This is a genomic window from Aeromonas sp. FDAARGOS 1419 (genome assembly GCF_019047045.1).
Classification (GTDB): Bacteria; Pseudomonadota; Gammaproteobacteria; order Enterobacterales; family Aeromonadaceae; genus Aeromonas; species Aeromonas veronii.
Map to the genome: position 1 here is coordinate 686076 of NZ_CP077209.1, position 15863 is coordinate 701938.

A 15863-nucleotide genomic window follows, 5' to 3' on the forward strand; every position below is an offset into this window, starting at 1 on the left:
GGCGAGGCTGATTGTGAAAGCGCATCAGGGTCTTGGTCGGTCGGATCAGACCGCCAGATAGTCCATGATCCCTTCGGCTGCCTTGCGCCCTTCGTAGATGGCAGTCACCACCAGATCGGATCCGCGTACCGCATCGCCACCGGCGAACACCTTGGGATTGCTGGTCTGGAAGGCATATTCCGCCTGCTCGCGCGCCTTGATGCGATCCCGGTTGTCGAGCTCGATGCCGAACTCCGCCATCCAGGGCTGGGGGTTGGGTTGGAAGCCAAACGCCATCACCACCGCATCGGCAGCCAGCACCTGCTCTGAGCCTTCGATAACCACCGGATTGCGGCGGCCATTGGCGTCGGGTTCACCCAGCTCGGTGCTTACCACCTTGATGCCGACGGTGCGACCGCTGGCATCCAGCTCGACCGCTACCGGTTGCAGGTTGAACATGAACTCAACCCCCTCCTCGCGGGCGTTTTTCACCTCCCGCTTGGAGCCCGGCATGTTCTCCTCGTCGCGGCGATAGGCGCAGATCACCTTGGCGGCTCCCTGACGGATGGCGGTACGCACGCAGTCCATGGCGGTATCGCCACCGCCCAGCACCACCACCTGCTTGCCGGCGAAGTCGATGTAGTCGGCTTGCGCCTTCTCGAACCCCAGCAAGCGGTTGGCGTTGGCGATGAGGTAGGGCAGGGCGTCATAGACTCCCGGCGCCTCTTCGTTGGCAAAGCCGCCCTTCATGTACTTGTAAGTGCCGACCCCGAGGAAGACCGCATCGAACTCGCCGAGCAGGTCGGCGAAGGTGATGTCCTTGCCCACTTCGGTCTCGAGACGAAACTCCACGCCCATCCCCTGGAAGATCTCGCGGCGACGCTGCATCACCTCTTTTTCCAGCTTGAAGGAGGGGATGCCGAAGGTGAGCAGGCCGCCGATCTCCGGATATTTGTCAAACACCACCGGGGTGACGCCATTGCGTGCCAGCACGTCGGCACAGGCGAGGCCCGCAGGGCCGGCGCCGATGACGGCGACCCGCTTGCCGGTCTTGACCACGTTCGAGAGATCGGGCTTCCAGCCCATCTCGAACGCCTTGTCGGTGATGTACTTTTCGATGTTGCCTATGGTCACCGCGCCGAAGCGATCGTTGAGGGTGCAGGAGCCCTCACAGAGGCGATCCTGCGGGCAGACCCGGCCACACACTTCCGGCAGGCTGTTGGTCTGGTGGGAGAGCTCCACCGCCTCCAGAATGCGCCCCTCTTTGGCCAGTTTCAGCCAGTTGGGGATGTAGTTGTGGACCGGACACTTCCACTCGCAGTAGGGGTTGCCGCACTCGAGGCAGCGATCCGCCTGCATCTGTACCTGCGGCTGATTGAAGGACTCGTAGATCTCCACAAACTGGATTTTGCGGATCTTGAGCGGCTTCTTGGGCGGGTCGACCCGCTGCACATCGATAAACTGAAATACGTTCTGGCTCATAGGGTTCCCTCCTTATTGCGCCTGGATTCTGAGTTCTGCACTGGAACGGCTGGTGTGACCCAGCAGCGATTTCACGTCGCTGGACTTGGGTTTGATCAGCCTGAACTTGGGCACATAGGAGTCGAAGTTGGCCAGGATCTCCTCGGCGCGCGAGCTGCCGGTCTCATTGAGGTGCGCCGTGATGATGCCGCGCAGGTGCTCCTGATGGATGGCGAGATCCGCCACGTCCAGCAGTTCCACCAGCTCGGGATTGGTGCGCTTGGCGAAGTTGCCGCACTCGTCGAGCACGTAGGCAAAGCCGCCGGTCATACCCGCCGCGAAGTTGACGCCAGTCTGGCCGAGCACGGTGACGATGCCGCCGGTCATATATTCACAACCGTTGTCGCCAATCCCCTCGACTACCGCCAGGGCGCCGGAATTGCGCACCGCGAAACGCTCGCCGGCAGTGCCTGCAGCGTAGAGCTTGCCGCCGGTGGCGCCGTAGAGGCAGGTGTTGCCGATGATGGCCGCTTCATGGGATTTGAACGCCACACCGACATGGGGCTTGATCACCAGCTTGCCGCCGGTCATCCCCTTGCCCACGTAGTCGTTGGCGTCACCGGTGAGGATCATCTCAAGGCCACCCGCGTTCCAGACGCCGAAGCTCTGGCCTGCGGTGCCGTTGAAGTGCACCTTGACCGGATCCGCCGCCATTCCCTGATTGCCGTGACGTTTGACGATTTCGCCGGACAGACGCGCACCCACCGAGCGGTCGGTGTTGCGAATGTCGTAGCGGAACTCGCCACCGCTTGAGGTTTCCACCGCTTCCTGCAGATCCTCCACCATTTTCAGGTTGAGCGGCCCCTTGTCGAAAGTGGGGTTGTGCTGCTGGCTGAACAGGCTGGAGCCTGCTGGTGCTACCGGACGGGCCAGAATGCCGGAGAGATCCAGCTTGGCCTGACGGGCGGTGAGGCCGGGCAGGGCCTCCAGCAGATCGGTGCGGCCAATCAGGTCGGTCAGCTGGGTGACGCCGAGCTGGGCCATCAGCTCGCGGGTCTCCTCGGCGATGAACTTGAAGTAGTTCATCACCATCTCCGGCAGGCCGGTGAAGTGCTCGCGACGCAGCTTCTCATCCTGAGTGGCAACGCCGGTGGCACAGTTGTTCAGGTGGCAAATACGCAGGTATTTGCAACCGAGCGCCACCATGGGGCCGGTGCCAAAACCGAAGCTCTCGGCGCCGAGGATGGCTGCCTTGATGATGTCCAGACCGGTCTTGAGACCGCCATCCACCTGCAGCCGCACCTTGTGGCGCAGGCCGTTGGCGACCAGCGCCTGCTGGGTTTCAGCCAGACCCAGCTCCCACGGGGAGCCGGCATATTTGACCGAGGTGAGGGGGCTCGCGCCAGTGCCGCCGTCATAACCGGAGATGGTGATGAAGTCGGCATAGGCCTTGGCCACGCCGCAGGCGATGGTGCCGACGCCGGGTTCGGAGACCAGTTTCACCGACACCAGACAGCTCGGGTTGATCTGCTTGATGTCGAAGATGAGCTGGGCCAGATCCTCGATGGAGTAGATGTCGTGATGCGGCGGCGGTGAAATCAGGGTCACGCCGGGCACGGAATAGCGCAGCTGGGCGATCTGGGCGGTGACCTTGTCACCGGGCAGCTGGCCACCTTCGCCGGGCTTGGCACCCTGCGCCACCTTGATCTGCACAACATCGGCGTTCATCAGGTAGTGGGGGGTGACACCGAATCGGCCGGAAGCCACCTGCTTGATGCGGGAGTTCTTCTCGGTACCGAAACGCTTGGGATCTTCGCCCCCTTCGCCGGAGTTGCTTTGACCGCCGAGGCGGTTCATGGCAACAGCCAGCGCCTCGTGGGCCTCAGGTCCGAGGGCGCCGATGGACATGGCGGCGGAGTCGAAGCGGGGGAACAGCTTGTCGGCTGGCTCCACTTGATCCAGCGCGACCGGATTGTCGACCTTCTTCAGGGCCAGCAGATCGCGCAAGGTAGCAACCGGGCGCTCGTTCACCAGACGGGCGTACTCCTTGTAATCGGCATAGTTGCCGGAGCGCACCGCGGTTTGCAGGGTCTGCACCACGTCCGGGTTGTAGGTGTGGTACTCGCCGCCGTGGACAAACTTGAGCAGGCCGCCGTGGGGGAGGGGCTTGCGCACCAGCCAGGCCTGACGGGCCAGATTGTGCTGATCCTGCTGGATGTCGGCAAAATCGGCGCCTTGAATACGGCTCGATACGCCGCGGAAGCAGGTATCGACCACCGACTTAGCCAGACCCACCGCTTCAAACAGCTGGGAGCAGCGGTAACTGGCGACTGTGCTGATGCCCATCTTGGACATCACCTTGTAGAGCCCCTTGTTGATGCCGTTGCGGTAGTTGACCATGGCCTGGCGCAGGGACATGGTGAGCACGCCCTCTTCAACCTGTTTGGCCAGGGTTTCGTAGGCCAGATAGGGGTAGATGGCGGTCGCGCCAAAGCCCAGCAGCACCGAGAAGTGGTGCGGATCGCGGCAGCTTGCGGTCTCCACCAGAATGTTGGCGTCGCAGCGCAGGTTGTTGTCCACCAGGGTGCGCTGCACGGCACCCACCGCCATGGCGGCCGGGATCGGCAGGGTGTCGGCGCTGATATCGCGATCCGACAGCACCAGCAGCACGGTGCCACTCTTGGCAGCAGTTTTGGCTTCGTCGCAGATGCGCACGATGGCCGCTTCCAGCCCCTCTTCGGGCTTGAAGTTGAGGCTGATCACCTGATGACGGTAGTACTCACCTTCCAGTGCCAGCAGCTGGTGGAAGTCGGAGTAGAGCAGGATCGGCGACTGGAACAGCACGCGGTGGGCGTGGCCGAAGGTCTCGTTGAAGACGTTCTGCTCGCGACCGATACAGGTGGCCAGCGACATCACGTGGTTCTCCCGCAGCGGATCGATGGGCGGGTTGGTCACCTGGGCAAACATCTGGCGGAAGTAGTCATAAAGGGTGCGCGGGCCGGAGGAGAGCACCGCCATCGGGGTATCATCTCCCATGGAGCCTACCGCTTCCTGACCGTTCTCACCGAGTACCCGGATGATCTGATCCAGCTCCTCGAAGGAGTAGCCAAACAGCTTCTGATAGGTTTTCAGCTGGTCGTCGGAGAACTCGCGGCTACCGGTCTGGCTGTCGTCCATCTGCTCGAAGGGGACCAGTCGGCGGCAATGTTTGTCCATCCACTGTTTGTAGGTGTGGCGGGTCTTGAGATCGTCATCGATCTCGAAGCTGGTCCACACCTTGCCGTTGCTGGTATCCACCACGAACAGCTCGCCCGGGCCGACTCGGCCCTTCTCCAGCACTTCGTCTGGGGTGTAGTCCCAGGTGCCGACCTCGGACGCGAGCGTGATGAACTTGTCCTTGGTGATGACATAGCGGGCCGGACGCAGGCCGTTTCTGTCCAGCGCGCAGGTGGCGTAGCGGCCGTCGGTCATGACGATACCGGCGGGGCCATCCCACGGCTCCATGTGCATGGAGTTGAAGTCGTAGAAGGCGCGCAGGTCGTCATCCATGTTCGGGTGTTTTTGCCATGCAGGCGGGATCAACAAGCGCATGGCGCGGAACAGGTCCATACCACCGGCGAGGAAGAGATCCAGCATGTTGTCGAGACTGGAGGAATCTGACCCCGTGGTGTTGACGAAGGGGGCCGCTTCCTGCAAATCGGGGATCAGCGGCGTCGCAAATTTGTAGCTGCGCGCTTTGGCCCACTGGCGGTTGCCGGCGATGGTGTTGATCTCGCCGTTGTGGGCCAGATAGCGGAACGGCTGGGCCAGCGGCCAGCGCGGGCTGGTGTTGGTGGAGAAACGCTGGTGGAAGACGCAGATGGCCGCCTGCATACGGATGTCGGCGAGATCCAGATAGAAGCGCGGCAAGTCCACCGGCATGCACAACCCTTTATAGACGGTGACCAGGTTGGAGAGGCTGACCACGTAGAAGTAGTCATCGTTGACGCGCTTTTCGATGCGGCGACGCACGATATAGAGACGGCGCTCGAGATCCTTGTCGACCCAGCCGGGCGGGGCGTTGACAAAAACCTGTTCAATGCTGGGCAGGGAGGCTTTGGCGATAGTACCCAGAACGTTGGTATCGACAGGCACCTTGCGCCAGCCGACCAGACTCAGGGTCTCTTTTTCCAGCTCTTCGTCGATGATGTCGCGGGTCTGCTGGGCCAATACGGGGTCAGGGTTGAGAAACAGCATGCCGACCGCATAGTTGCGGCCAAGGTGCCATCCCTTCTCCTCGGCGACAGCTCTGAAGAAGCTGTCCGGTTTTTGCAGCAGCAGACCGCAACCATCGCCGGTCTTGCCATCGGCGGAGATCCCGCCGCGGTGCTGCATGCGAGCCAATGCTGACATCGCGAGACGGACAAGCTTGTGGCTGGCTTCCCCTTCCATGTGGGCCAACAGGCCGAAGCCACAGTTATCCCTCTCCAGCTTTGGATCATATAGTGACATTGCATTTCTCCCTTGCTCGGCCTTGTATCGCACAGTCATCACCTGACTGCATAAATTGCGATTGGCTCTTGTGGTTCCGTCTGCCTGACGTGGCGAATCTCCAAACTAATGGGATTTTCTGGCGAGGTCAATCGCAGGTCAGGTTTGTCTTCATGGTTACATTCGCATAACAAAATGTCGGGTTAGGGGGATTCGCTCGCATTTATGGAGTGTTTATTCTGTGTAGTTTGATTTTGTTGGTTAAATATATCGTCATTGGCGGGCTCAATGGTGCGCTCGGCGACGATGGGCAAATGTAGTAATTTTACCAACCCGATGTGGCCGACAGCGGAAGGGATCACATTTTCAATATCCCATGCTTGCAATTGTGTGCTGTCGGGTCTCTTTGAATTTTTCATTGTTCAACAGTGGGTTATCAGGTCTCATTTTCATATGGATGTTTACTGTTTGAATCGTCAAAGAACTGTAAAAATCCTTTTTTTGCGCTTTTTCTCTATATTTATTCAAAATTGGTCGGGTATTTATATGTTTTACCCTCTCCGCTAGCTTGATCCAGCTCAGCCCCTGTTTTACGCAAGCTCGTACAATGGCGCTCCTTTAGCGGAGGTGTCATGCAGTTACACGAACTCGTCAATACATTCGGTCAGGATCTCAAGCAACGTCATGGTCAGAAGATCCACAAACTCTCCATCCACGGGGCCTTCACCTGCCCGAACCGTGACGGCACCCTGGGTCGTGGTGGCTGCACCTTCTGCAACGTTTCCTCTTTTGCCGACGAGTCGGCCCAACAACTCTCCGTGGTGCAACAACTGCTGGCTCGCCGGGACGAAGTCACCCGTGCCAAACGCTATCTTGCCTACTTTCAGGCCTATACCAGCACCTATGCCGAGGTCGAATATCTGCAGCGGATGTATGAAGAGGCGCTGTCAGTGAGCGATATGGTGGGGCTCTGTGTGGGCACTCGCCCCGATTGCGTGCCGGATGCGGTGCTGGATCTGTTGGCGGGCTATCAGGCCCGGGGTTACGAGGTGTGGCTGGAGCTCGGGCTGCAAAGCGCCAACGACAAGACCCTGCAACGGATCAACCGCGGCCATGGTTATGCCGCCTATGAGGATGCGGTAAGACGTGCCCATCAGCGCGGCATCAAGGTATGTGCTCATCTGATCGTCGGCCTGCCGGGGGAGGTGCCGATGGACAGCCTCGATACCCTGCATCGCATCGTTGAGACCGGTGTTGAGGGGATCAAGTTGCATCCGCTTCATGTTGTTGAGGGTAGTACTCTTGGCAAAGCGTGGCAGGCGGGTCGGCTTGAGGTATTGACGCTGGAGCAGTATGTGGAAGCGGCCGTTGCCATGATCCAGCACACGCCGCCCGAGGTGGTGTATCACCGGATTTCGGCCTCCGCGCGCCGTCCAACTCTGTTGGCGCCAGCCTGGTGTGAAAATCGCTGGACGGCCATGGCGGACATTGCCAAAGCACTCTCATTGAATGGCCCGCAAGGTCACGCGTTGGGCAGACCCTTCATACTTCCTGACCTATAATTGAGCGCCAGATTATTATTTTCACGTAAAACATAGGGTTATATAAAAAACTTCATACCCTAAACTATAGTTTTGATACGTGCCGGTTGATATAGTGGTGCGCCATAATAAATGTCATTATCAATTAACTCCGACATTCACCCTGATTGCAGTGTTAGCATGGTGTTGATGAGCCGATTATTTTTACCAATAACGATTCATGCCGCCATTGCTGCTGTGCCGGGAAATTGGGGATGAGTGTCGCGATCTATCTGGACAGGTTTATCCCCTGATCAGTCTTATCAGCGGGAAGGCCACTCGGTTTTAGCGTGGCTATAGCAGGGAAATATGAGCGATGAACGCTCTTATCTACCTCATTTATGCAGTGACAGGATGCTATGCAAGCAGAAACAAGTCGTATTGATGAGTTATTGGAGTGTCTGGTCTTCTTGACCCGTTTTTATGGTGTGCCCAATAGTCAGGATGCCCTGACGACCGGGTTGCCACTGGTCTCCGGACGCCTGACAACCGCACTCTTTTGCCGTGCTGCCGAGCGGGGCGGGTTATCCGCCCGTGAAGTGATACAGCCACTGGCCGATATTTCTCCCTTGCTGCTGCCTTGTGTATTGCAGATGCGCAGTGGTGGCGCCTGCATTTTGCTGGAGTGGAACGAAGATCGCAGCCAGGGGAAAGTGATTTTCCCGCAGGCCGGTGATGCCGCGCAATGGCTGACTGCAGCCCAATTGGGTGATGAGTATCTGGGACGCCTCTTCTATGTAAAGAAGCAGTTCAAGTTTGACGAGCGCTCGCCCAAGGTACTGGAAACCCGTGATGGACACTGGTTCTGGAGCACCTTGTTCGAATCCCGCGGCATCTATCGCGATGTGCTGATCGCCTCCATTCTGATCAACCTGTTTGCCATCGCCAGTCCGCTCTTTACCATGAACGTTTATGACAAGATTGTGCCCAATCTGGCGTTTGATTCGCTCTGGGTGCTGGCGGTCGGGGCCATGGTGGTCTTTACCTTCGATTTTGTGATGCGGCAGTTGCGTAGTTACTTTATCGACATTGCCGGTAAAAAGTCTGATGTGCTACTGTCCGCCAAGATCTTCGCCAAGGTGATGGGCATGCGGATGGAGTCTCGTCCCGCTTCCACCGGCGCGTTCGCCAAACATCTGCAGGAATTTGAATCGGTGCGGGAGTTTTTCACCTCCGCAACGGTTTCTACTCTTATCGATCTGCCTTTTGCCGTCTTCTTCCTTTTTATTATCTGGATGTTTGCCGGTGTGATGGTGGTTGTCCCCATCGTCGCCATGCTGATCCTCATCGCCTACAGCTTCTATATTCAGGAGCCCCTCAAGCAGTCCATCGAAGAGGGGTCACGCCTGGCGTCCCAGAAGAACGCCAACCTGATTGAAAGTATTTCCGGGCTGGAAACCGTCAAGATTTTCGGCGCCGAGAGCATGTTCCAGCATCGCTGGGAGCAGGCCGTCTCCCATATTTCCACCTGGGGCGTACAGACCCGCCGCATTACCAACTCCATGTCCTCGCTGGCCAGTTATATTCAGCAGGTGGTGACGGTTGGTCTGGTGATCGTCGGTGTTTACCAGATCTCGGAAGGCTTGGTCACCATGGGGGGCATGATTGCCGCCGTGATGCTCTCCAGCCGCGCCATTGCACCTATGGTGCAACTCTCCGTGTTGTCGACCCGTTATAACCAAGCCAAATCTGCACTGGATATTCTGGAAAAAATCATGCAAACCCCGGGAGAGCAGGAGGAGGGCAAGCAATATATCCATCATCCGGTGATTGCCGGTCGAATTGAATTTGAAAATGTCTCCTTCAAATATCCCGGCATGGAAACCAGCACCCTGCACAATATCAATTTGCGCATTCAGCCGGGCGAAAAGGTGGCGATTATCGGCCGGATTGGGGCGGGTAAAACGACCCTCGAGAAGTTGTTGATGGGACTGTATCGACCGACCGATGGCTCGGTACGTATCGACGGCTTTGAACTCGATCAACTGCCACCTGCGGTGATCCGTCGCAATATCGGCTGTGTTCCGCAAGATGTCATTCTCTTTTTCGGATCTGTGCGGGACAACATCATGCTGGGTAATCCGCTGGTGGATGATGTGAGAGTCTTGCGCGCCGCCAAGCGGGCGGGTGTCACCAACTTTACCAACCGGGATCCCAACGGGCTGGATCGGCAGATAGGTGAGGGGGGGCGTCAGCTCTCCGGTGGCCAGCGTCAGTCGATCCTGCTGGCTCGCGCCCTGCTCAATGACCCCCCCATTCTGGTGATGGATGAGCCGACCTCCAACATGGACAACCAGTCCGAGATGCAGGTCAAACAGGAGCTAGCCAGACTGGGCCCGGAAACCACATTGATCCTCATCACTCACAAAACCTCGATGCTGGATGTGGCATCGCGAGTGATCGTTATCGAGCAGGGGCAGATCGTTGCTGATGGCCCCAAAGAGGTGGTGTTGCAGCAGTTGAAGGAAGGCAAGGTGCGCGTGCAGGAGGTGTCCCATGGTTAAGGGGCTCATGGACAGGTTCAAGCGCAGCAAAAAGACGCCTTCCGGCGAGGTATTGCCGGCACCCGAGCATCTGGAGTTTGTCGATGACGGCGCTGCAGCTGTGCTGCTGACCACGCCGACCGGAGCTCGTATCCTGCTATGGTGCTGTTTCCTCTTTTTCATGAGTGCCATCGTCTGGGCGGCCTGGGCCGAACTGGATGAAGTCACTGTGGGTCAGGGCAAGGTTATTCCGTCCCGTCAGCTGCAGGTGATTCAGAACCTGGAAGGGGGGATCGTCAAAGAGATCTTCGTCAAAGAGGGGGATATCGTCGAAAAGGGGCAGCCGCTGCTGCGCATTGATGACACCCGTTTCCGCTCCGACTTTAGAGAACGGGAGCAAGAAGTAGTCACCCTCAAGGGGGATGTGGCCCGTCTGCGCGCCGAGATGGCCAGCGTCGAGGTGAAAAACGACCCGGCACTGGGGTGGCGTGAACAAGTCGTGGTAGGTGAAGCGCCAATCCAGTTTCCTGATGGTTATGAAACCGTCTTTGCCGAATACGCACACCGTGAGCGGTCTGTACAGCGGGATCGCCTCAATAATCTGAAGAACCAGCTCTATATTCTTGGTCAGCAAATCGAACAGAAAGAGCAGGAGCTGATTGAACTGAATGCCAAGATCCGCACCGTGAATCGCAGTGTGGATTTGGCCAGACAGGAACTGAATATTAGCCGTCCGTTGGCGAAAGAAGGTATAGTGCCTCAAGTGGAGCTAATCAAGCTGGAGCGGCAGGTCAACGAGATGCAGGGGGAGCTGGAGAGCAACCGTCTGCTGATCCCAAAACTCAATTCGGTACTGCGTGAGACCATCTCCAAGCGTAATGATATTGCGTTGAAGTTCAGAGCAGATTCCCAGACTGAACTGAATGAGAAACAAGGGCGGCTTGGCCAGTTATCAGAAGGGCAGGTTGGCTTGCGAGACAGGGTAGACCGGACCAGCGTGATTGCACCGCTCAAGGGCACCATCAAGAAGCTCAAGATCAACACCCTGGGCGGCGTGGTTCAGCCCGGCATGGATTTGATGGAGATTGTGCCGCTGGAGGATACCTTGCTGGTAGAAGCCAAGGTGTCACCGAAAGATATCGCCTTCCTGCGACCGGGGCTGGATGCCATCGTCAAAATTACTGCCTACGACTTTACAATCTATGGAGGATTGCATGGCAAGGTTGAACAGATAAGTGCGGATTCGATCCAGGATGAGGAGGGGAACTCCTTTTATCTGGTTCGGGTTCGGACAGAGAAGAGTTACTTGGGCGATGAGCTTAACGCACTTCCCATCATCCCCGGTATGTTAGCCAGTGCTGATATCATTACTGGTAAAAAAAGTGTCCTAGACTATTTGCTTAAGCCGATTTTACGGGCAAAGCAGTCGGCACTGAGAGAACGATAAGCCAACAATCTAAAAACAAAACATGACTGGAGATAACATGAAAAAAACGATTGTTGCCATGCTGGTCAGTGGCTGCATCCTGATCCCGAGTTTGGGTCAGGCCCAGACTCTGGAAGAGTCGGTGGCACAGACACTTGCTACGCATCCCAAGATCAAGGAAGCGTTTGATCTGTATCAGGCACGACTCTATCAGCATGATGGAGCCAAGGGTGGCTATTATCCTACGATCGATCTGCGTGGCGGCGTAGGCTATGAAAAAACTGACAGCCCTTCTACCCGCGCTGCAAGTGCCAACAGCAATATTGATGATTCCATGACTCGCAAAGAGGCAGGATTGAGTCTGCGGCAAATGTTGTTTGATGGCTTTGATGTCAGCAACAACGTCTCCAGAACCGAAGCTGAAGCCAATGCCCAGCGTCTGGCGATGATCTCTGAAGCTGAAAATACCGCGCTGCGAGTAGCTGAGGTCTACCTCAATATGCTGCGCCAGCAGGAGATCCTGGAGCTTTCCAAACAAAACCTGGAAACCCACGAACAGATCCGCAGCGACATCAGCAAGCGGACTGATTCAGGGCTTGGCTCTACTGCGGATCAGACCCAGATTGAAGGTCGTGTTGCCCGGGCCTATTCAAATCAGGCCGCTGCTGAAAACAACTATCGCGACGCAGAGAGTGAATTTATTCGTGTCGTGAACGAGGTACCAAAAGATCTGGTACAGCCGGTTCCCAATACCGAGCTTATACCGACCAGCCTCGATAGTGCGCTGAAAACGGCGACCGAAGTCCACCCGACCCTGCTCTCTTCTCTGCAGGATATCGAAGCAGCCAAGTATCAACATGAAGGCGCTAAATCCGGTTTCTACCCGAATGTAACATTCGAGGTCGATCAGAACTGGAATGAGGATATCGATGCGGTCAAAGGGCGCAACGATGATCTGACCGCAATGGTGCGCATGCGTTACAACCTGTTCCGTGGCGGTTCTGATGTGGCAGAGAGCAATGCAACATCGGCGCTCTACTCTCAGGCGAAAGACATTCATTTGAATGCGTTTCGCCAGGTTGAGGAAGGCACTCGTCTGGCCTGGAACGCGAAAGAGTCGCTGGCCAAGCAGAAGACCTTCCTGAAAGAGCATGTTGACGCCAGCTATGACACCGTACAGGCATACAAGAAGCAGTTTGGTTTGGGTCAACGGACATTGCTGGACGTATTGAACACCGAGAACGAACTGTTCGAGGCGCGTCGCAGCTATATCACCGCTGAGTATGATGCACTGCTGGCTGACTATCGCATTCTCAACGCGACAGGTAGTCTGCTCAATGCATTTAGCGTCAAACAACCCGCTGAATGGCAGGCCAGGCAATAACCGTTTGTTCATGATCCCGCTGGGATCATGAACGCCAACATGGTGACTGCTGCTGGCAGTCACCATGTTTGGCTAACGCAGGTTGTTGTACGAGCTTTGAGGAGTGCAGCCGTAATAATGCAGCAGGAATATGACGTGACACTCCAGCGTGGTACCGGTAGCCGATGGTGTTATCTTCTCAATGAATGGAGATACCGATCGCTACGCGCTCTGCGCCACTCCTTGTGGATCCTGCTGTTACCCTTCTCACTTCTGCTCTGTGCCAGTCAGCCTCTGCCACAGGAAGATCTCAACTTGATCAAACGGGCGGAGCAGACCTATGGCGCCAAAGCCGGTAAGCGTGTAACCAGTTGGCGTATGTTGGTCATGGAGACGAAGGGCAGGGCCCTGAGCGAAGAAAAAAAGCTTGAGCGGGTTAATAATTTTTTCAATCGGATGCGTTTTATTGACGATATCAAGTTGTGGCGCAAAAAGGATTATTGGGCAACCCCGCTGGAATTTTTGGGAGCCGCTGGGGGAGACTGTGAAGATTTCAGTATCGCCAAATACTCTACGCTGCTCGAGCTTGGGATCCCGGATGATAAAATGCGGATGGTGTACGTAAAGGCTCTTGATTACAACCAGTTTCACATGGTGGTGGCATATTATGAGACACCCTCTTCCGTTCCGGTTATTTTGGATAATTTGATAGGCTCGATTCGCCCTGCCACACAGCGGCGTGATCTGGTGCCTATTTACAGTTTTAACGGTAGTCACTTGTGGTTGATGAAGGCACGAGGCCAAGGGGAACTGGCTGGTCAATCATCCCGCTTGGGATTATGGAATGATTTACGCAATCGCATGACCTCGGGGCGATTGGCTCGGCCAGTGGTGAATTTGGATGATTAACCTATGACGCTCTATCGACAGTTATTAGCCACCATGCTGCTGCTGTTTGGATTGTTATTTGCGGCCACATACTGGGTGCAATTCAATTCAACCCGCACTTATCTTGCGCAGCAACAGGAAACAACGGTCATCAATACGGCAACCTCGCTGGGGCTTGCGCTCACCCCCTATCTGGAAAACGGTGACAAGGTCGGTGCCGAGTCGGTGATCCAGGCCATTTTTGATGGTGGCTATTATCGATTGGTTCGCCTGGATCTACTGGCATCAAAGGATGTCATCGAGCAGGAAAATACCAATAATATTCAGGGGGTACCGCGGTGGTTTGTAAATTTGGGACTGTTTCCTGAGGTATCCAACGAGTCAATTCTGACGTCTGGCTGGTTGCAGCTTGGAAAATTAAAAGTAGTGGGTCACCCCGGCCAGGCTTATTACGAGTTGTGGCGGGGTATGAGCGAGCTGGCGAGCTGGTTTCTGGTAGGCTTTTTGATCACCACCATTTTGTTGATGAGAGCACTCAACTACTTGCTCAAGCCACTCAAACAGATCTGTGATCAAGCCGTCGAGATTGAGCTGCACCATTTCGGTCATACGATCCCGGAGCCTAAAACCCATGAATTGAAGCAGGTCGTTCAGGCGATCAACACCCTCTCAAGCAAGTTGGCGTTGCAGTTCAAAGAGCAAGCCGATGAGGCCGAGAAATTGCGCGAGCGGGTTTATGTCGATGCCGTGTCGGGGCTTGGCAACCGAGCCTATTTTGTGGGTCAGGTAAACGCATGGATAGCGGAGGCTGGCCAAGGTGGCGTCATGTTGGTTGCGGTCGACATGCTGGATGATATCTATCGCGATGAAGGCTTTGCTGCCCGTGACAACATGGTCAAATCGATAGCTCAGGCTTTGAAAGAGCAATTAAAAGGGTGGGATGGCGCAGCCTTGGCACGGATCTCCGCGACGGAATATGCGCTGCTCTGTCCAACTGACGATCTGACTCAGCTAAAAGAGCTGGCTGAAGTGATTAATAGCCGCATTGCCGATCTGGTGGTGAATCCAATGGGCGAAGGGGATGCGCTCTCCGTCATCGGTATTGCCGGTCGTGATGGCAATGATGATCTCTCTGCCTTGTTGACCAAAGCCGATAATGCGCTTGGCAAGGCGCGCAATGAGCGCCGTGGTGCTGTGGTGATGGAAGGGGGTACCGAGCAAGGTTTGATGGGGCGTTTGGCCTGGCGAGATCTGGTACAAGATGCTATTTCACGACAACTTTGGCGCTTTAAAGCACAACCAGCTTGCCGGTTTGATAATGGAGCAAGGTTGCATGCCGAGCTGTTTGCTTCTATCTCTCGCGATGGCACAGATTATTTTGCCGGTCAGTTCTTGCCCGCGATTGAACAGTTCAAATTGGGTGGCGAGTTTGACCAGGCGGTGCTTGATGCTTGCGTTCCATTACTGCAAAAACAGTCTGATCTGGTACTGGCGATCAACATCACTGCTGGCTCGCTCTGCTCGGATGAATTTTTAACCTGGCTGACGCGCTATCTGACCGAGCATGCAGAGCTCAAAGAGCGGTTGTTATTTGAAATACCTGAAGCTGCCATCATGAAACATAAAGACAACGTGGCTGCGTTGGTTGGCACCTTGCAAGCTCATGGCTTTCAGTGGGGGGTTGACCACTATGGTCGTCACTTCCAGTCTCTGGGCTATCTGGAAGAGCTGTCGCCGGCTTATGTCAAGGTCGATCACGGTTATACCAGTCAGGTCATGGAGCCGGGGGCTGACACCTCATTCCTGGCAGCAGTGTGTCGCGCCGCACACAATGCCGGTGTGACCACCATTGCGACCCGTGTCGAGGATCAACATCAAGTGGAACTGCTTTCCAAGTTGCATATCGATGGTTACCAGGGATTTGTTCATCCTGCCTTCCCATTGTCTTGAACTAAATGTTTGAAATGGCCCCGATAGGGGCCTTTTTTATACCAGTCACTTCTCTTTTCGCCATTTTTCTATAACCAACTCAAGGTCAGCTTTGAATGGAGCTGTGTCTAGGGTTCTGATTTGTATTAAGAAATTCCAACTCTTCGATTTTTTTCCGTCCATTTGTTGAATTCCTCTCGAACGTACGCTTTTTTGCAACGGAACAGCGCGCTATCTCCTTCTACGGTGTAGACATCAAGATCTGTCACCTTGGAGCAATGGAT

8 protein-coding genes are annotated in these 15863 nt (G+C 55.9%); 6 read left to right on the forward strand and 2 right to left on the reverse strand.

The window, feature by feature from the left end; translation table 11 throughout:
- Window positions 1-45: 45 nt before the first annotated feature.
- Both I6L49_RS03010 and gltB read right to left on the reverse strand, forming a co-directional pair.
- Window positions 46-1461 carry an FAD-dependent oxidoreductase gene (locus I6L49_RS03010; protein WP_005346752.1) on the reverse strand — a complete coding sequence of 472 codons (1416 nt, stop codon included), beginning with the start codon at window positions 1459-1461 and terminating at the stop codon, window positions 46-48.
- Between the two features lie 12 nt (window positions 1462-1473).
- Window positions 1474-5931: a glutamate synthase large subunit gene (gltB, locus tag I6L49_RS03015; protein WP_216950584.1), complete on the reverse strand. Its 4458-nt coding sequence runs from the start codon at window positions 5929-5931 to the stop codon at window positions 1474-1476.
- 611 nt (window positions 5932-6542) lie between these two features.
- On the opposite strand from gltB, the gene I6L49_RS03020 reads away from it, so the two are divergent.
- The 6 genes from I6L49_RS03020 to I6L49_RS03045 all read left to right on the forward strand — a co-directional run bounded on the left by I6L49_RS03020 (window position 6543) and on the right by I6L49_RS03045 (window position 15600).
- Entirely contained in the window at window positions 6543-7472 is a 930-nt protein-coding gene (locus I6L49_RS03020) for a TIGR01212 family radical SAM protein (RefSeq protein WP_042083735.1), read from the forward strand.
- Window positions 7473-7849: 377 nt separating this feature from the next.
- Window positions 7850-9994 carry a type I secretion system permease/ATPase gene (locus I6L49_RS03025; protein ID WP_005350980.1) on the forward strand — a complete coding sequence of 715 codons (2145 nt, stop codon included), beginning with the start codon at window positions 7850-7852 and terminating at the stop codon, window positions 9992-9994.
- Entirely contained in the window at window positions 9987-11420 is a 1434-nt protein-coding gene (locus tag I6L49_RS03030; protein ID WP_196298564.1) for an HlyD family type I secretion periplasmic adaptor subunit, read from the forward strand. Before I6L49_RS03025 ends, I6L49_RS03030 begins: the two co-directional genes overlap by 8 nt.
- Before the next feature lie 37 nt (window positions 11421-11457).
- Window positions 11458-12783, forward strand: coding sequence for a TolC family outer membrane protein (locus I6L49_RS03035; RefSeq protein WP_005359768.1), 1326 nt, complete (start codon window positions 11458-11460; stop codon window positions 12781-12783).
- Window positions 12784-12918: 135 nt separating this feature from the next.
- Window positions 12919-13671, forward strand: a complete 753-nt coding sequence (locus I6L49_RS03040) for a transglutaminase-like cysteine peptidase (protein WP_202005534.1) — start codon at window positions 12919-12921, stop codon at window positions 13669-13671.
- 3 nt (window positions 13672-13674) lie between these two features.
- Window positions 13675-15600 carry an EAL domain-containing protein gene (locus I6L49_RS03045; protein ID WP_042056178.1) on the forward strand — a complete coding sequence of 642 codons (1926 nt, stop codon included), beginning with the start codon at window positions 13675-13677 and terminating at the stop codon, window positions 15598-15600.
- The last annotated feature ends 263 nt before the right edge of the window (window positions 15601-15863 follow it).

What these genes read in the sequence shown, in the direction of transcription:
- I6L49_RS03010 (WP_005346752.1), bottom strand. Translation starts at nt 1,461, where the DNA reads ATGAGCCAGAACGTATTTCAGTTTATCGATGTGCAGCGGGTCGACCCG.
- gltB (WP_216950584.1), bottom strand. Translation starts at nt 5,931, where the DNA reads ATGTCACTATATGATCCAAAGCTGGAGAGGGATAACTGTGGCTTCGGC.
- I6L49_RS03020 (WP_042083735.1), top strand. Translation starts at nt 6,543, where the DNA reads ATGCAGTTACACGAACTCGTCAATACATTCGGTCAGGATCTCAAGCAA.
- I6L49_RS03025 (WP_005350980.1), top strand. Translation starts at nt 7,850, where the DNA reads ATGCAAGCAGAAACAAGTCGTATTGATGAGTTATTGGAGTGTCTGGTC.
- I6L49_RS03030 (WP_196298564.1), top strand. Translation starts at nt 9,987, where the DNA reads ATGGTTAAGGGGCTCATGGACAGGTTCAAGCGCAGCAAAAAGACGCCT.
- I6L49_RS03035 (WP_005359768.1), top strand. Translation starts at nt 11,458, where the DNA reads ATGAAAAAAACGATTGTTGCCATGCTGGTCAGTGGCTGCATCCTGATC.
- I6L49_RS03045 (WP_042056178.1), top strand. Translation starts at nt 13,675, where the DNA reads ATGACGCTCTATCGACAGTTATTAGCCACCATGCTGCTGCTGTTTGGA.